The organism is Idiomarina sp. H2 (assembly GCF_004364275.1).
Classification (GTDB): domain Bacteria; phylum Pseudomonadota; class Gammaproteobacteria; order Enterobacterales; family Alteromonadaceae; genus Idiomarina; species Idiomarina loihiensis.
In genome coordinates, this window is sequence record NZ_SNZY01000006.1 from 146,041 (window position 1) to 163,483 (window position 17,443).

A 17,443-nucleotide genomic window follows, 5' to 3' on the forward strand; every position below is an offset into this window, starting at 1 on the left:
CTCATGCCAGGTTCATTTTACTCACACCTACTGGCTCACCCGTTATCCTGGTTACTGCTGGGACTGGCCTTCAGCAGTTACGCGCGGCTCATTTATATCCGTCTCTCAGCGCCATCTAAACAACTTACGCAACGGCCAAAAATCACTACTGTGCCGGCTATTGTTGTCACCGCACTGCCACTTATCGGTTTACTGGGCACTATTATGGGCATGCAGACCAGTTTCTCAGCCTTAGTAAACTCTTCATCCACAGCTTACACGGTAACCAATGGTGTCAGCCAGGCACTCATGACCACGCTATTAGGCATTGCTCTGGCTATTCCCGGCTGGCTATTGCTTTGGTCAACAAAAGCAAAAATAGAGCGCAAAACTATGGAGTCCTTAGGTGAGTTTGTTAACCAAGCTTAAAACACAAAACGAAGAGCCCATTAACGGTATCGACCTGTCTCCACTGCTCGATGTGGTCTTTATTCTATTGATCTTCTTTATTGTCTCTACCGTGTTTGTGCGCGAGTCAGGCGTCAATGTCGACAAGCCCGAATCAGTCACCGCAAAAGAACTGGAGCGTACCTCTATTCTTATTGCCATTACTCGCAGTGGTCAAATCATCTACGACGGCAACAACATTGGGGTCAGCGGCGTACGCGCAACCATTGAGCAACTGCTACGTGACCAGTCCCGCCCGGTGGTTCTGCAAACAGACAAAACCGTGCCCGCTGAATTGCTGGTTAATGTTATCGATCAGGTCAAATTAGCAGGCGCTGACAGTGTCAGTATTGCTACCGCAATCAATTAATATGCGACAATTTTTTTTAACACATCAACACAAATTCATAGCGCTGCTGCTTGCTGTCTTACTGACTTCTGCTGTGGTCATATTATTGGGCGTGGCAGTCACATTTAATAGCGACTCCCCACCACGCTATGAAGTACGTACCATTGACAGCGCCACCATAGAGCCACCGCCACCACCGGCTCAGCAGCAACAGGCTGAACAGCAGTCAAAACTGAAACTGGATGTTTCAGGTAGCGGCCCGGCGTTGGAATATACTCCGCAGGTGAACACGCCATTAGCCAATTTCACTCCACCGGATAACCTCAACCCAGATATTAGCAGGCAACCCATTAAGTTACCGGAAATCAACTGGCAAGGTTTTAGCCTGAGCGAACTGGATGGCGTTCCACAACTGCTAAGCACAGTTTCATTAGACGTACCAGCTGACCTCAAAAGACGGCTGGGCAACACTATATTGCTGCGCCTGGAAGTCTCCATTAACAGTCAGGGTAAGGTGACCTTACTACGCATAGTTGAAAGCCCTGATCCAAAGCTGCGCTTTTCAATAGAACAAATGGTGAAAAAAGCGAAATTCACACCCCCGAAAAAAAATGGCAAAACAGTAAAAGCGCGCTTCATTTGGCCGCTGGAGGTAGAAATTTAATATGAAATATCATTACTTTGCCTCGTTCCTGCTTGTGGCTCTACTAAGTGTTAACAATGGTGTAAAGGCCGAACAGTTAGCCCCGATAATTGACGCGCCACAGTGGGCACTGACTCTGCAGCAAAGGTTGGATGGCGAAAGCAAAACCTTAACCACACAAGAACGTGAACTACTAACTGAATTACAGCCGGTTATTGAGCAACAGCAGTACCAGCAGGCATTGCATCAACTTGACCGTGAAACTATTGCCGAGAGTGCTTTACTGTTAGGTCTACGAGGGCAGGTTAACCTGGCTCTAAAAAACTTTTCGGAAGCGGAAAGTGACTTAAAAGCCTCGTTGACCTTAGAACCGGAGAATTTGGCTGCGCTACAGAACTTAGCCACGGTCTATTTAAGCCAGCAGGAGCTTAAAAAAGCCCGGCCTTACCTTGTGAAAACCCTACAAACGGGTGCTATATCAGCTCAGCTGTACGGGCAGCTGGGTTATATCAATTTGCAAACAGCACTTCCAATGTCAGCCATTAGCGCTTATGAAAAAGCCCTGATGCTGGAGCCTGACAATAAGCAGTGGTCGCAGGGTTTGCTGTACGCACTGGTGCAATCCGGAGCGACATCACGCGCCAATGCACTAGTCGAAGAACTGTTGCAGCAACAGCCTAATGACGCAGTATTATGGTTACAGCGAGCCCAACTGGCAATGGAACAAAAGCGCTATCAAAAAGCAATCAGTAGCCTGGAGTCTGCTCTACACCTGCAAAGCAATAATCTAAAAGGACAACTGCAACTTGCCTCGTTACATGCCCAATCGGGCAGTCTTCATCGCGCAGCAGAGATCTTGCAGACAATAAATACAGAAGACTTTAATAACGACGATATCAACAGTCGCTACCTTGCCACATTACAGAAAGTCGCGCAGAAGCTAATCGCTAACGAACAATGGCAGTTATTTGAAAAGCTTTATAACAACATTAATCAGTCTAATTTGTCGCCAACCCAGCATGCCGAGGTCTTATTCCTTAACGCAGAATATCATCAACGCCGTGGCAATATTGAACAAGCAGAAAAAACCTTTAAACAATTACTGCAGGTTGACCCAGCCAACGGCGCCGGACTCATTCAGCTGGCAAACCTCAACTATGAAAGCGGGCATTTAACCCAGGCGCAACTCCTGTACCAACGGGCAAGCTCTATTGAAGAAGTCGAAGAGCAAGCCAATATGGGGCTTGCTCAAATTGCTATCGACCAAAAAGATTACCGTAAAGCACTTGAGCTGTTGCAACGTATATACAACAACAATCCAGGGCGCACCGAACTAAGGGACAACATTCGCACGCTTGAGGGGCTTTTGTAGCCTGACATTTATGTCAGGTGAGATAGTGTTCCTGACGTAAAAATCAGGCTACATCAAAAACAAAAAAACCGCATTCAGGCAAAACCCAAATGCGGTTTTTATTCACTACAACAAGAACTAACGTTTAATAACGTGCAACTCGTTGCGAGGTTCAACCACCTCAATACGAGCAGCGCGAACTAAGTCGCTTGCCCGTAGTTGCTCTACTAAAGCAGTTAAGTCGGCTCCTTCAGGTGCTTTCAGCAAGCCCATACCAACACGAGAATCTTCACTAACAATTGCTAGTCCAAATTCTTGTGCTACAGCAGCCAAACCTTGTTCACCAGCCAAAACCGTCAAGTTACCACTAATTGTAGCAACGTTACGTGTCACTTCGTTATACACCTGAACACCACCAGTAAGCTTAGCGTCCTTCGCCCCGCCCAAGTCTGACTTCATCATACGGTAAGTACCAAACGCACGTGTTTCAGACACCTCTTTTGGTGACTCTGCTTTTACTACACTCTTCTGGCTATCATTGTTCAGACGATCATCGACAGCCTGATCCTGAGCGACAACAGAGCCTGTCATCAATAAACCTGATGCAGCTAAAGCCATCATTGTTAATTTCATAACTTCTTCTCCTTTGCCTTGTTATTAATGACCAAACAAACGGACATTAACCTGATCAACAAGGCTGTTTTCCGTATTATTCAGGTACGTGCCACGATCTTGACCATTCGTATCAATAACACGAACTGTCCAGGTTCCGGCAGATGATTCACCTAAAAATGCGTTTGTCAGCAATGGGCTACTAGGATGATAAATGTGATCCAAATTACCACCAAGTGAACCTATACCAAAGTACGCTCCTAAAGAAGTACGAGATGTTGCAATCACCGACTTAGTGCCTGCAGGAGACGTCACTTCAATAGCGATATCTGAACCAGCAGTTGTACCTGAAATTACACCATCATAAGCATCAGCCATTGCCTGATTACGCACAGACAAACCAAATTGAACGCCTTCAATAGCTACGTCTTCTTCAACGGTAATTTCAATTGAAACACCTTCGGCATTGTTATCCGGCACTGCAACAGGTGTAGTCAAGACGGTTTCTAACCATTCTGTTTCAATCAACTCTGGTAATTCGACCGAATCTGACATAGCAAGTTCAACAGCTGCACCTGCGTCAGGGCGTCCAAAACCATATAAGTTGTTAAAACTGTAGCCTGCGGCGTTCTCTACCCACCCCTGATGCGCAACGAAAGTGCCATCGCCAACAGTCAGCTCAATTGGAGCATTATCAGGATCAACCTGAGTAGCCGTTTCGGCCAGAATATGACGAATTTCACGCCAGCTTAATTCTGGATTCGCTTCGGCAATTAGGTTAACAACACCTGAAGTATTCGGTGCTGCAGAAGATGTTCCGTTGAAAGTATTGGTATAGTTACAGCTTAAGTTACTCTCACTGTATTCACCCATTGGGTTATTAAACGGATAGACGCGCTCGTGGAAAGCATCAATGCCCAGATTAGCTAAGAAAGCACCATTGGTTGCCATAAAGCTGTCATAAGCAGCCCAGCTAGCATAACCACGAGTACAAGTTGTCTGGTCAGAAGTTACCATTGCCGGTTCAGTATCACCATACTCACCAGCTGGAGCTGCAACAAATAGGTTAGAACCTGCTGTCGAGTAGCTGGAGCGCTTACCATCAGTGTTTACTGCGCCAATTGAGATGGTATAGAAGCTGGCGTTTCCGACATCCCAGTTACCATCTAAACAACTCAGCACACGAGCCATACCTTCAACCACTCCGGCCTGCTGTGCCGCACAAAGCTGAGAAGCTTGCGGATAGCTATTAGCGCCGCTAAATGAGTTACCGGCCGATTTAATGTTCAGTGCCCCCAAACCGTTACGTAATTGTTTAGCCGGGTAGCTAATCACTTCTTCGTCAATTTCGTCAGTAGCGAATAGAACTGGTGCCGACGTGCCGTAACTACGGTTAAACGTAACAATGTTCTCGCTAGGGCTAATACCTGAACCCGCCATGCCGTGAACCATCATATAGTTGCGATCAGTCTGTGTACCACTTCCGCCTAGATAGTTCATGCCAATTAAGCTGGCATTAGGAGAAACACCTCGTCCACCTAAGCCGTTCCAGCCTTTTGCTGCAATCAGGCCGGACACCGATGTTCCGTGGTCACCGCCATCGCCCAATACAGTTGGGTCAGTGCGATCACGAGCACCAGGAATCAAGTTAATAGAGCGACCAGGTAGAACATTCTCTTGTAGATCTTCATGGTCAATTGCTAACCCTTGATCGACCACAACAGAAATGGAACCTTCACCGGTAATACCTTTTTGGTAAGCACCAATAACGTTCAAGTCTTCGCCTGGAACCAGAATACTTTCATCAAAAAAGAATGCAGCTTCAGCTTCTTCTTCAGTCCAGCCCTGAGCAACACGCAGTTCACGCCAAGCTTCAAATACTGAATCGGCCATAGCAAAAGCGGTTTGTCCAGTATTGCGTAAATGCCATTGCTGGTCAGCAAGAGGATCACCGTTAACATTTTCAACAGTCACTTGCTGCGACGTTTCTAGCTCTCCATCACTTACAGTAATATCGATTACCGCAGGCTCCGCACGCATTGGCGTATAGACGAAACTACCATCATCGCTAATTTCTACTGTGCCTGGAGGTGAATCTTCACCTTCAGGTGTTACAACACTAGCAGAATAAGTCAGTGAATCTCCATTAGGATCAGTTGCATTAACCTGACCCTGAACTCCCATCCATTGCATACCCTCGCCAGCAACTTCCGCCGAAACTGTTGGTGCATAATTATCATCACTGCCACCACAGGCTGCTAACCCCATGACAACAGCAGCTGATAATGCCGTTAGTTTAAATTGTTTAATTGGCATTTTTACCTCGTTATTATTGTTCCCCTTGAAGGAACAACACTATAACGAGACTGTTGACATTTTGTAAATAAAAAAATTAACCAATTTTTAACGGAGGTTTAATTAAAAAACAACAATCACCTCATCACCGCATGCGCTGAATAATGGCGTCGGTGCTTTGGTCAAAGGACTCGTCGCTTTCGCCGTCCAGTACACTTAGCACGTCCATGGCAATTTTCTTGCCTTTTTCTACGCCGGGCTGGTCAAAGCTGTTCAGGCCCCAAATAACGCCCTGGGTGAACACTTTGTGTTCGTAGGCGGCTATTAAGGCACCGAAACTCTCGGGGGTCAGTTCGTCCATTATCAGTAGGTTGGACGGGTGTCCGCCCGGATAGTGGTCACTAGGGGAATCGGCATTCGCACTGCCCTCCCGCATTAAGCGGCGGTGCGCCAGGCAATTAGCGACAGCCAGGCGCTGTTGCTCGGCCAAACCATTGCGAGTGACTTCTGAAAAGCCCGGAGCTTCGCGTTTCAGTACCGTCACAAAGTCCGCCGTAAACTGGTCATAACCCTGATGCAAATGCTGGAAGAACGCATGTTGCCCGTTAGGACCAAAACCGCCCCAAATAATAGGGCCGGTGGGGTAATCAATAGCTTTGTTATCGGCAGTGTACTGCTTACCATTACTTTCCATATCCAGCTGTTGCAGATAGTTCGGCAACATACGCAAACGGCCGTCGTAGGGCAGAATGGCTAAGTTATTAATGCCCAGTTGCTCACGGTTATACACACCATACAAAGCCAACAAAACTGGTAGGTTTTCATCCAACGGCGCGTCTAAAAAATGCTCGTCCATGGCTTTTGCGCCTTCCAGCATACGCTCAAACGGCCGAATACCGGTGGTTAACGCTATGCTCAAACCTAAAGCCGACCACAACGAAAAACGCCCGCCGACGCCTTCGCCAAAAGTAAACTGCTGCGCCGGTGGTATACCGTAGTCAGCCATTCCCTGTACGTTGGCCGACACCCCTATCACGTGGTTTTCCAACCACTGGCCCTGGGTTATGTGGGGTTCAATCCATTTACGCACAGTATCAACATTAGCGAAGGTATCTACGGTGCCAAATGACTTCGATGAAATAATAAATAAAGTGGTTTCGGGGTCAACAATAGGCAATACGGCATACAACTGCCCGCCATCCATTGAAGACACGAAATGCACCTGCAAATCATGCACTGGAGCGTCATCCGCAAATTCACGCAAGGCAAACGCGCCCATCTGAGGCCCCAGATCAGATCCGCCCACACCAATATTCACCACATCGGTAATAGGTTTTCCGGTACTGCCCAGCCAGCGGCCAGAGCGCAACTTTTGCACGGTATCCACAAAGCGGGTTTTGCGGTTGCTTTGTTTAGCCACCGCATGCACAGAACGGCTGAGTACGTGAGTTACCGGGCGGTCTTCGCTTACGTTGCGGTATTCTCCGCGGCACAATTGCTGACGATAATGATCGAAGTGTTCTGGCAAGCGTTTGCCCGCGGTTTCGAGTAGTTCGTCCACTGACAGCTTCTGGTAGCTGATATCTAAAGCTAAGTAAGGTCCGTTTTTAATCATTATTTCGTCCTTTTATACGTCAGGCAACATCGGTTTCGTCTTCACTACAGGTGCGGTGTTTATTCCAAATAACATCACAAATCTGGTTGTCAGCTGGTGCGTAGCCGGTTGGGGCGTCCAGCAATAATTGACGCAGCTCGTCTATCGCAAACCGCTGACAGGCGTCATCCAACAGTCCCAGCAGTTTCTCCATTTCGTCCCAACTTAGCGACTGCTCATTGGCACGCAATATACGCGAGTGGTCACTGGCTTCCACATTGTCGCCAATTAGCAGTTCTTCGTATAGCTTTTCACCCGGGCGCAAACCACTAAACTCTATGGCAATGTCACCATGCGGGTTCTTCTCGGTACGCTCTTCGAGGCCAGACAAGCGGATCATTTTACGAGCTAAATCGACAATTTTAACCGAGTCACCCATATCCAGCACAAACACCGAGCCGGAATGTCCCATGGTGCCAGCCTGTATCACGAGCTGCGCAGCCTCGGGTATGGTCATAAAAAAGCGGGTAATATCGGGGTGCGTTACGGTGACCGGCCCGCCGTGTTCAATTTGCTCTTTAAACAACGGCACCACGGAGCCCGACGAGCCCAATACATTACCAAAACGCACCATAGAAAAGCGCGTTTCGCGTTGGCGTTGTGCCAGCCCCTGCAATACTAATTCTGACAAGCGCTTGGTGGTACCCATGACATTAGTGGGCCGCACGGCTTTATCGGTGGAAATTAACACAAACTGCTTAACACCAGCCGAGATAGCTGCTTCCGCCGTATGCCAGGTACCAAATACATTGTTGCGCACGCCTTCAACCATGTTGTACTCAACTAAAGGCACATGCTTATAAGCCGCCGCATGGTATACAGTGTCCACGGTAAAAGCCTTCAGCACGGTTTCAATGCGGTTGCGCCGCTGTACTGTGCCTATCACTGGAATGATCTCAGCACCAATGCCCTGTTGCTGGCAAATTTGCGTTAACTCGCGCTCAATAGCGTATAAAGCAAATTCAGACAACTCATACAATACCAACGCCTTAGGTCGCTGCTTAAGTATTTGCCTGCAAAGCTCAGAGCCAATAGAGCCACCCGCCCCGGTAACCAGTATGGTTTGTCCGGTAATGTGTTTTTCCATTAACTGCGGCTCAGGGCTTACCGGGTCCCGACCGAGCAAATCTTCTACCCTAACGTCCTGTAACTGGTCAATCGACAAGTCGCCGTTCACCATATCGGCCATGCCCGGCACGGTTTGCACTTTTACCGGTAGGGCTTCCAGAGCATCCAGAATTTGACGGCGACGCGAGCGCAGCGTGCTGGGCAAAGCGAGTAAAATGCGTTGAACGCCAAGTTCGTGAATCGCCTTGTCAATATTCTCCGGCGGTATCACTTTTAACCCCAACACCGAGGTGTTCTGTAAACCGCTGTCGTCATCAACAAACAGCACCGGGTGAAACTCATCGCCATTAGATATCGCTTGCGCCAACTGCCGTCCGGCAGAGCCTGCGCCATAAATTATGACTCGGTCCTTCTGCCGACTCATTACCCGCTGATACCCCTCGCGGACCACCAGCCGGCTGCCACCGGTCAGTAAAAAGGCAATAAGCACATAATTCACAACAGCAGACACGGGCAAAGAAATACCCATTAACAAGGCACCAACCGCCAGCAGTGCGCCACTGAGTATAACGGTAAAAAACACCAGGCTTAATACTTTAAAGCCAACATAACGCACTACCGCCCGGTACAAACCAAAACGAATAAAAGCAATTAGCGTAATCCCTAAAATTACACCGCCAAGAATAATCCATTGCGACCAGCGCAATGGCATTATGGCATCAAAGCTTAGTAAGTACGCTAAAACCATAGCCACAGTTATTGAGCCTATATCCATAATTAGGCCAATGCCTCGCTTAACGTTGCGAGGCAGCTGCATTAGTAGCTTAAAAAGTTTCAATGTCTACATCCTTTTCAGACTGTTTTAACGGTTATAAAACGGCGCTCTGTCGTCTGTATAATCGTACAAACGCGCTCTGCGTTGCAACTGTTGACCGCCGTTACGAGACAGCGGCACCCAGGTAAAGCCAATACGCTCACGAGTATGTCTTACGCTCATCAGGTCAAACGGAATACTAATGAAAAAGCCTTTGGTAAAGCTTCCTTCGCCATACTCTTCGGCCGACACATCCGTAAAGGCGGCAAATGCACCGGCAATGACACCGCTATCAAAGCGCTTCTGCATCGTCACATTAACGCCTTGGTCACCGGCCAGGAACTGACCAACGTCGAGTTGTAATAAGGTATCTGACAACCACGGCATTTGATAATAGGCACTAACAAACCCCGTAGTTACCTCGTAATCTAAGAAGCCACTACCGCCAGTATAGTTCCGTTGTCGCACTCGGTTAATATGCGCACCAAAAGCCCATGGGCTGTCTATCGGCCGATATAGAACCTCAGCCCCAACGCCACCAAACATGCGCTCTAAATACCCAGCATAAGCCATCGCAAACCAGTCCTCACCAAGCCGTTTATGGTAAGTAGCCTGCGCAGAGTCTAACCAAATATCATTTTTAATGTAACGTCTTACTTGAGTGCGCACTTCGGGTAATTCAGACGGCCCACCACCCAGGAAGTTAAACTCGTCGTAGTTATTTGCCACGTTAAAGCCAACTTCACCAAACACTTCTAAGTTTTCCGCTAACCAACGGCGCCCAAAAGCAAAGACACCCAACTGATACGTCTGAAAGTTTTCGGGGCTGCCGAAGTCTTGTTTGAAGAAGGGTTTTAGCCCGTAACTGTTACTGAAACGATAGTCAGGGTTAAGTTTCCACTCGTCACTGTCTTTAACCGGTGGCTCTTCCGGATCCAAGCGCGTGAAAAGCTCCTTGGTTTCATCAACGCCCTTACCCGGCTCTTCGTTTCGAATTCGCCGTTTAAATTCTTCGGCATTAACCTGCGTATTCACACTCGGATTAAACAGCGCTTGATCAACCATATTGTAAGTTTTTACTGACTCAGGAAGCTCTGCTGCCATAATACGCGCAGCACGGTCGAAGGCCTCGTCACTGTTCCGGAAACGACGATGATACGCGTACATAGTCACTTCATCATCGGTTGCGGCAAAACGAGCGCCACTAAACGCACCCTGTTTAATCATTTCGCTCCGCATAGCTATCCAGTCAACATCCTTCAGCTTATTAGCGTTTGGCTTCTGCGGCTGGGTTTTAGGCGGAGTGGTTTTCACCTGATTTAGCTCATTAAAGTTGGTGCGCAAACTAAAGTTAAACATGAGCGTATCGCCACGCTCGTAACTGAGCTGTACGTCGAAGTAATCCGTGACCTGGTAGTTCGCTCCAAAGTTCCAGCGGCTGTCTGCAACAATAGGCACACCGGCATTGTCACGGCTATAGTCATTGCCTTCATACTCAGCTTTTAATGTTAAAGGCTCCCAGGGAGTTTGGTATTCAACACCACCAAACAACGCCATGGGCCCGGTAAACCACTGGTCGTATTCCAGCTCCCCCCCTTTTCCGCTAAATCCTGTTTTTCTATCGCAGTACTCGTCAGATATCTCGCAAAAAGGGTTAGACACATCATCGTACGTCCCTAAACGTCCAAAACCGACGCCTAAGCTAATATCGACTGGACCAAAACGTTTACTGCCCACAATATACTCGGCATCAAAAAGCCCCGTGCCCGCTAAGTCTCGTAAGCCCACACTCACTTCAGGTAACCAGTAACTTTCTTGCCATAAGCGGGCTTTTACATCAAAGCCTTTGTCGGTCAATATTGAGTCACCGCTAAACCCTGGAACCTGGCTGTATAGACGGTTAGGGAATCGTGTATAGAATGCGGTGGCTTCAAGCCAGGGTAAGAGTTGCAAGTTGACTGTGTAACGTCGGTACTCGTCCATATCAGAATAAGTGATCGCTAACTCACCCTCTTTCGCCATACGCGCAGTTGGATTTTGCATTAAACCTACAGAGCCATAATTATTATAGCTAGGCGATAAATCCATACGCGACCAATGGTTTTTAGGTGTCGGTGCATCACTCAGTGTATATAAAGGCGTATTCGTTTTACTTCTGACAGACTCATCCGCAACAAAATGCTTTAAAAGCTCCCTAATATTACTGTTCAAATTCTTAAACTTGGGCGGCAGCTGATTTTGCTCAAAACCTAACCATAAAATATTGCCCGGTAAAAGCTCTGTATCATCCTGTTTAAAGTAACCCCAGTTACTCTCAGTTTCACCCGAAACCGACACTTTTATCGCTTTAGTTTTATTATAAGCGGCCAGTAATTGAGCTTCTGCTTCAATACTGTTTATCCAATGAGCCACGGTTTTACCTGAGTGAAACTCATATCGTCCCGGCTCAGAAAACAAACCATAGGCATAAACAAAATTTGGCCTAGCGCTTACTACCAACTCGTACCGGCCTTTCGGCAACAACGGGTTATCAGTTAGCTGCTGACGCGCGCCCTCAATACTTATTTCGCCTACCAGTTGCTTGCCTAAGTGCCAAGCTTTTATCTGACGAGCCACTATAGCAGCGGAGTCGGCTTTATTCGTTTCTCTGCGGTTACGCCAGTAGTTTTCCAACTCGGCTAACTCTGCCAGCACTTTTCGCTTTTTTTCATCTACCGTTTTTTGTTCATCAACCTTGACCAAACGAGCTGTTGGCCAATAAATGTTTTCTAACTCCCCCCGCTCTTCCATTGCTGATAACGCCTGCTGCAGACGCACCGGTCCGTCAAACGCAATTTTCTGAGTTTCGCCGATTGCCGGAAAAGCAGAAATTGAAAACGCGGCTAACAGGAGGAGAAGTAACAATGTTTTTTTCATGAACGGACTCATTTCGCTGCTTTATTAGAATAATCACGACCTATCCAGGTCACTTGAGTTAAGGTAAGAGAAGTTTCACCGGGAAATAGCTGTTGCTCACTTTTTACCACATGCCCGTCGCTTTCAATCCAAAAACGATTTGTAAAGGTTTCACCGCTAAGCTCAAAGCGGCCTTTCTCTTGCACTAAAGTGGCGTTCACTTTACCAAAAGGCATTTCCAGAGTTTGCTCTTCCACAACCGAAAACTGAGATACAACAGTACGGCTAAATGTTCGTTCCTGCATTTGGTAGTCGTAGTTACGCTGCCAGCGGCTCTTGCAATCATTAGGTTGATTTACAATGCATTGCAACGGGTCTTGCTCTAGATTTGAAGCGGCTAGTAAGTCACCGTTTAAATTCTGAGTTCGAATAATACGTCCGTTACGTATAACTAACGTCTCTTTCTCGGCTGTAATAAAGTGCCTGTCGTTCGGTTTATCTATAAAACCCAGCACTATTAAAGTGCGTGACTTTTCTTCCCACTGTGCGTAAAGCGAGGTATAAGGAAATTTTTCTATTTCTTCAGAAGAAAGCTCAGCGTCCTGCTGTGTTTTAAAAGCGTATTCAACCGTTTCGCGAACCTCGTCGGTAACGGCGGTGCATCCGTAGGTAACAACCCCAAACAAAGCGAGCAGGCAATAGCGAATTAACATGAACGAGTCTCTTATTCAGCTTAAGTCAAAAGTAAAGTTCACCGGACAAAAAAATACCGCCCTACGGCGGTATTTTATCACAGTTTCTTTTCAGTAAGTTCAGCGAAGCGCTTCACCAACTTACACTAAACCGCAAACAATTACTGAACAGGAACAGTAATTGTGTAAGTATTTGTACCAGTACCAGTAACGGTTACTGTTGTACCTGGCTCTTCTGGGTTTTCAGGATCTTCGTCATCAATAATTGAATTAGAAGAGCTGTCAGAAACCGCTGCCACAGTTGCTGCCCCTGCAACACCTGCAAAAACTAATGCCTGAGTAGACAAACCACCAATACCGGCAGTTGAAGCAGATGCGCCGGCTGCACCGGTCGAACCTTCTTGCTGTGCCATTGCTGGTGCGGTCGCTAAACCTAACGCAGCAATAACTGATAATGCTAAAGTTTTCATAATATTCACCTCACTCCAGAGATATAGATACATGTATCGCTGAGACTGAAAACATTCCAGTTAACAGCAAGCTTCATATTATGCCGCTACACCTTAAAATGCAAATAGCATTTATATAGCTTTACAGTCAAAGCCCGTTTATTGCCGCAATGGCTATAGCCGAATTATAAACAATGCCAGTAACCTGTGACCACAACTCTAAGTTCTCAGTGTAGGTTGTATCCATGGGCACAATAATGGTGTCACCCGGCCCTAATTGGCTATTACTACTAAAGCTAAACCAGCTGCTACCGCTCTCATAAGGTTCAATGGCACCGTTCGCTTTAACAATATAAATACGTTCTTCGTCGGCTTTTTCTTTCGTACCGCCGCTGCGTTCAATGTATTCACCAACGCTCACTTCAGGGTCGAAACGATATGAAGTTGCCATTTGCACTTCACCCATAATGCTAACCGAATCAGTGTTAGAGGGTACATGCAGCGTATCCCCGTCTTTTAACTGCACATCATTAGCACCATTGCTACTGAGTAACTTGGGCAAGTCCATAATCAGCCGGCCAACCGGCTTTGCCGATAACAAGTCAGACAAAAGCGTTCGCATTTCACTGTAGGACACGCGGCTATCACCGGTTCCTGTCATCATATTACCGGCTACTTCCTTTTGTAGTTCTTGAGCCAATATACGCTTGCGTTCTTCTTCCCGCTTTCGAAGTTCTTGACGAGTAAAAATGGCGCCGTCTATAAAGGCATGCTCGGTAAAGCCACCGGCACGCTCAATTAGCTGCGTTAACGTTTCACCACGCTTAATGGCGTAAGTACCGGGGAACCGGACTTCACCACGCAACGTCACCTCATAAGTATTTTGCCATTCAGGGATACTCAATACGTTCAGCCTGTCACGGCCCTGAATTGGTACATCAGTTTCACCATTCAGTACATCTTTCAACGCTACCGTTAAATACTCGGTTTGACCCGAGCCATCACCAAAGCTGAATCGAGTCACCTCGGCACGAGCCAGATACGCGGAATCTTTCACACCGCCTCCGGCTTCTAAAAGCCGACTAACACTGGCATTCTCAACTAACGGATAGACGCCCGGATAATTCACTTCTCCGGCGACATAAACCAAAGGAGCACTTGCAGAAGTCGAACTTTGCTGCCGAAGACGAAGCATAATTGGCTCTAAAAGCTTCTCTCGGGAGTACGCCGCTAAATTCGCTTCTGATATCTTAGTGTCATCCCTATCGGGCGTACCAAAAAGAGCCGTGGCTTCTTTTACTTCACCGGTATCCGGTGTTTTTACATTAGCACTTTTCAGCTTTTGCTCTTCAATGGCCCTCTCCCGTTTGCTCATTGCAAAACGAGAAAGTTGCTGTGCTTCCTCTTGTTTCGTCTGATAGCGGCTAAAAATAACAATCTGATCGCGTTCATGCAGAACAAGATTTTCTTCTGCATCCCCACTTATCGCTTCAGCTACGTTAAATTGATAAAGGCTAATGTCCCTTTTCGGTCCGGTTTCTCGCACCACTAAACCGTAGTCTAAATCAGCCTGGTCGAGCAGTGCGTAGCGACTATCACGCAAAACATCGTTTATGCGTAAGCCTTCTTCCCACTCATAATAACCTGGGCGCGACACCGCCCCAACAAGCAATAAACTGTTATCAAGTGAATCCGATACTTGTCTTAAAGTCAGCACATCACCGCCTTTAAGGGGCTGACTCAATTGCTTATCAGAGGTTAAGTCAATCGATTTGATTAGACGTTTACCATTAGTAATTCGTTGTAACTGCGCAACAGACAAATACGCATCTTCCCCAGCTCCGCCAGAAAAACGCAAAGCATCATGTATTGTTTCGTCACCTTTTAACTCATATAAAGCTGGCCGCTTTACTTCCCCTTTCACCGTCACCATCTCGCCCCGGGGTGGAATGAAGACCACATCGCCGCTTTGTAACAAAGTATCGCCCGACGCATCACCCTCTAGAAGGAGATTGTATAAATCAAATTCAGCAATCACTTCACCCGCTCGCATTAATCGAATAGATCGTAATGAAGCAATATCAGACACACCACCTGCAACATAAAGTGCCTGACTGATTGTCGATAATGAACTGACCGTATAGGAACCAGGCTTATACGCTTCGCCCGCTATGAACACCTGAATCGATCGCAAACTACCCATCGAGACGGCAACATTAATTCCAATCATGCGCTCTTTTACCTGACTCTGAATCAATTCCTTCATTAAACTGTAATTCAGTCCGTTTAATGTCAGTTCTCCAACACCAGGCAAAAATACTTTCCCTTCACGATCAATTGTTAGCTCATAGCTCCGACTTTCCTTACCAAAAAGCTGTACTTTTACGGTATCTCCCACTCCCATAATATAATTTGAAGGAACGGGTGCATACGAGGTAGGCGCAAAGGTTTGAGGCTCCCCGGCGAACAAATCATAACCAAAAGGCTTAGGTTCCTCTTTTCTTTTAGTCCTCTCCCGTGCCTGCTCCTCGTTACTTTCTGAACCGTTACTGTTTTGGCGCGGAGTGACTACCGGCTCTTGTTCACTTTGCTGTGACGAACTCGATGAACTATTAGTCGAACCATTCAACAGGCCAGGGTCAACACCATACTGACGTGCCAAAGCTTCTTGCTGGGCCCGGGGGAGCTTTTTAAATTGCTCTATTTGGCTCTGACTTGGCATAGACTGCGCGCTAGCCGAATTCATTACTCCAAAAGTTGAAGCAACCAATAGCAGTACCGCACAGTATAATGCCGAACCAGACAAGAAAGATTTCAACGAGACCAAAGTATTTCCCCTTTATGCGTTTTTTAAACACTTCAATAATCGCAGCATTTTATAAGTTAACTAACAAAAAAGCTACGGTAGTCTTTTACAATAAGACGCTAAAGCTTGTCCTCCAGAGACGATAGAGTTACCAGCCGCAACTCTGTTACATATTGTGTTTCACAACTCTCTTAATATTCATTGCATTAACCGCTCAAAGGCACTCCCATCATTCCGTACCGCATCCACCACGTAAGGCGCATAGACATCATAAAGCATGCGAGTTGAACTGTGTCCTAACAGTCGGGAAACGAATAGCGGATTTTCATGAGCCGCCAAGTGCAACACCGCGGCTGTATGCCTAGTAACATAGGGCGTCCGTGGAGCAATGCCTATTTTTTCAAGTGTCGGGTACCATACCTTATTGGACACTTCATACATTGTTACTGGTTTGCCTCCTTTGGAATTAAAAACAAAATTTCCTTGTGGGGCTCTACTATTCATTGTTCGTTTAAGTGCCGCGGCAACCGTTGGTGTCATTACAATATCTCGGCGGGACTTTGGTGTTTTTACGTCAGTTAACCGGCCCCGCACATAATTGAACCGAATGTGAATCAAATGATGCTCAAAGTCGATATTTTCCAGCTGCAACCCATGGATTTCACAGCTTCGCATTCCTGTATGAAAACGAACCAAAAAATAGTCGTGCCAATTTTGGGGGACTGCGCTCAGAAACGACTTTACTTGTTGTTGGGTCATTGGCCGCGGATCGCTTGGCTCCTCTCTCAGCGGCTTAAGTTTTTTTAGCGGATACTCGAAGTCCCATTCTTCAGATGCCAAGTAGAGTAAACTGATCAGTGGGACAAGAATGATATTTATTCGTTTATTAGACAAACATCGGCCACCTTCATTATTAATACGCTCACACAACTTACTTCTAAACCGCTGTACCTGAGCTAACGTAATGTCACTGACAATGGTGTTACCGAATTCCGGTAAAAGGTAGCGGGATAACGTCGACTCCAAGCTTTCACAGTAACTGACTTTCCACTCGTGACGCTTTCGCTCGAACCACTGCTGCGCGTAATCAGAAAATAATGGCGCCACCTGATCGGGTTGTTTTGCGCGTCTCAGCCGGGCATATTTTTCTAACTTCTTTGACTCAGGGAAATGCTCTGCATAATCAAAAACCCCCAAGGCCAACTCCGCATTCATCTGTTTTACGTGCTTTTCCAGCTTTTTCTGATTCGCAGGCGTTGCGATCAGTCGTGATGACTCTCGAAATCGCGTGCCAAAGCAGCAAATATCATATTCGAGAATATTGTCATGGCGTGTGCGCAAGTGAATCATGGCCAGGCTTCCTTCATATATCAGTCAATACTGTACAAA

Annotated in this window: 13 protein-coding genes; 4 read left to right on the forward strand and 9 right to left on the reverse strand. The window is 46.9% G+C overall.

Annotation, left to right across the window (positions count from 1 at the left end):
• The first annotated feature begins 3 nt into the window (after positions 1–3).
• The 4 genes from DET62_RS09645 to DET62_RS09660 are packed head-to-tail and all read left to right on the forward strand — an operon-like array spanning position 4 to position 2,790.
• On the forward strand, positions 4–408 hold the full coding sequence (locus tag DET62_RS09645; RefSeq protein WP_110013745.1) for a MotA/TolQ/ExbB proton channel family protein: 405 nt from the start codon (positions 4–6) through the stop codon (positions 406–408).
• Positions 392–796 (forward strand): biopolymer transporter ExbD, encoded by a 405-nt coding sequence (locus DET62_RS09650; protein ID WP_110013786.1) that lies wholly within the window; start codon positions 392–394, stop codon positions 794–796. Before DET62_RS09645 ends, DET62_RS09650 begins: the two co-directional genes overlap by 17 nt.
• A gap of 1 nt (position 797) precedes the next feature.
• On the forward strand, positions 798–1,439 hold the full coding sequence (locus DET62_RS09655; protein ID WP_110013746.1) for an energy transducer TonB: 642 nt from the start codon (positions 798–800) through the stop codon (positions 1,437–1,439).
• 1 nt (position 1,440) lies between these two features.
• Positions 1,441–2,790 carry a tetratricopeptide repeat protein gene (locus DET62_RS09660; RefSeq protein WP_110013747.1) on the forward strand — a complete coding sequence of 450 codons (1,350 nt, stop codon included), beginning with the start codon at positions 1,441–1,443 and terminating at the stop codon, positions 2,788–2,790.
• A 117-nt stretch (positions 2,791–2,907) separates the two neighbouring features.
• On the opposite strand, the gene DET62_RS09665 is transcribed toward DET62_RS09660, so the two are convergent.
• From DET62_RS09665 to DET62_RS09705, 9 genes are all read right to left on the reverse strand, one after another.
• A complete protein-coding gene (locus tag DET62_RS09665) occupies positions 2,908–3,402 on the reverse strand; it encodes a hypothetical protein (RefSeq protein WP_110013748.1) in 495 nt (164 codons plus the stop codon).
• A gap of 24 nt (positions 3,403–3,426) precedes the next feature.
• Positions 3,427–5,697, reverse strand: a complete 2,271-nt coding sequence (locus DET62_RS09670) for a S8 family serine peptidase (protein ID WP_110013749.1) — start codon at positions 5,695–5,697, stop codon at positions 3,427–3,429.
• Between the two features lie 124 nt (positions 5,698–5,821).
• A complete protein-coding gene (gene pgi / locus DET62_RS09675) occupies positions 5,822–7,291 on the reverse strand; it encodes a glucose-6-phosphate isomerase (RefSeq protein WP_110013750.1) in 1,470 nt (489 codons plus the stop codon).
• 19 nt (positions 7,292–7,310) lie between these two features.
• Positions 7,311–9,215 (reverse strand): nucleoside-diphosphate sugar epimerase/dehydratase, encoded by a 1,905-nt coding sequence (locus DET62_RS09680; protein ID WP_110013751.1) that lies wholly within the window; start codon positions 9,213–9,215, stop codon positions 7,311–7,313.
• 45 nt (positions 9,216–9,260) lie between these two features.
• Positions 9,261–12,128 (reverse strand): YjbH domain-containing protein, encoded by a 2,868-nt coding sequence (locus tag DET62_RS09685; RefSeq protein WP_110013787.1) that lies wholly within the window; start codon positions 12,126–12,128, stop codon positions 9,261–9,263.
• 8 nt (positions 12,129–12,136) lie between these two features.
• Positions 12,137–12,820, reverse strand: a complete 684-nt coding sequence (locus DET62_RS09690) for a YjbF family lipoprotein (protein ID WP_110013752.1) — start codon at positions 12,818–12,820, stop codon at positions 12,137–12,139.
• Between the two features lie 140 nt (positions 12,821–12,960).
• Positions 12,961–13,269, reverse strand: a complete 309-nt coding sequence (locus DET62_RS09695; protein ID WP_110013753.1) for a hypothetical protein — start codon at positions 13,267–13,269, stop codon at positions 12,961–12,963.
• A 127-nt stretch (positions 13,270–13,396) separates the two neighbouring features.
• On the reverse strand, positions 13,397–15,994 hold the full coding sequence (locus DET62_RS09700) for an SLBB domain-containing protein (RefSeq protein ID WP_243734985.1): 2,598 nt from the start codon (positions 15,992–15,994) through the stop codon (positions 13,397–13,399).
• Between the two features lie 258 nt (positions 15,995–16,252).
• Positions 16,253–17,404 carry a site-specific integrase gene (locus DET62_RS09705; protein WP_110013754.1) on the reverse strand — a complete coding sequence of 384 codons (1,152 nt, stop codon included), beginning with the start codon at positions 17,402–17,404 and terminating at the stop codon, positions 16,253–16,255.
• Positions 17,405–17,443 lie beyond the last annotated feature (39 nt).

Excerpts from the sequence above, each read along its gene's own strand:
- DET62_RS09670 (WP_110013749.1), bottom strand. The coding sequence starts at position 5,697 with ATGCCAATTAAACAATTTAAACTAACGGCATTATCAGCTGCTGTTGTC.
- DET62_RS09685 (WP_110013787.1), bottom strand. The coding sequence starts at position 12,128 with ATGAAAAAAACATTGTTACTTCTCCTCCTGTTAGCCGCGTTTTCAATT.
- DET62_RS09655 (WP_110013746.1), top strand. The coding sequence starts at position 798 with ATGCGACAATTTTTTTTAACACATCAACACAAATTCATAGCGCTGCTG.
- DET62_RS09700 (WP_243734985.1), bottom strand. The coding sequence starts at position 15,994 with ATGAATTCGGCTAGCGCGCAGTCTATGCCAAGTCAGAGCCAAATAGAG.
- DET62_RS09705 (WP_110013754.1), bottom strand. The coding sequence starts at position 17,404 with ATGATTCACTTGCGCACACGCCATGACAATATTCTCGAATATGATATT.
- DET62_RS09690 (WP_110013752.1), bottom strand. The coding sequence starts at position 12,820 with ATGTTAATTCGCTATTGCCTGCTCGCTTTGTTTGGGGTTGTTACCTAC.
- DET62_RS09665 (WP_110013748.1), bottom strand. The coding sequence starts at position 3,402 with ATGAAATTAACAATGATGGCTTTAGCTGCATCAGGTTTATTGATGACA.
- DET62_RS09695 (WP_110013753.1), bottom strand. The coding sequence starts at position 13,269 with ATGAAAACTTTAGCATTATCAGTTATTGCTGCGTTAGGTTTAGCGACC.
- DET62_RS09660 (WP_110013747.1), top strand. The coding sequence starts at position 1,441 with ATGAAATATCATTACTTTGCCTCGTTCCTGCTTGTGGCTCTACTAAGT.
- DET62_RS09645 (WP_110013745.1), top strand. The coding sequence starts at position 4 with ATGCCAGGTTCATTTTACTCACACCTACTGGCTCACCCGTTATCCTGG.
- DET62_RS09680 (WP_110013751.1), bottom strand. The coding sequence starts at position 9,215 with ATGCAGCTGCCTCGCAACGTTAAGCGAGGCATTGGCCTAATTATGGAT.
- pgi (WP_110013750.1), bottom strand. The coding sequence starts at position 7,291 with ATGATTAAAAACGGACCTTACTTAGCTTTAGATATCAGCTACCAGAAG.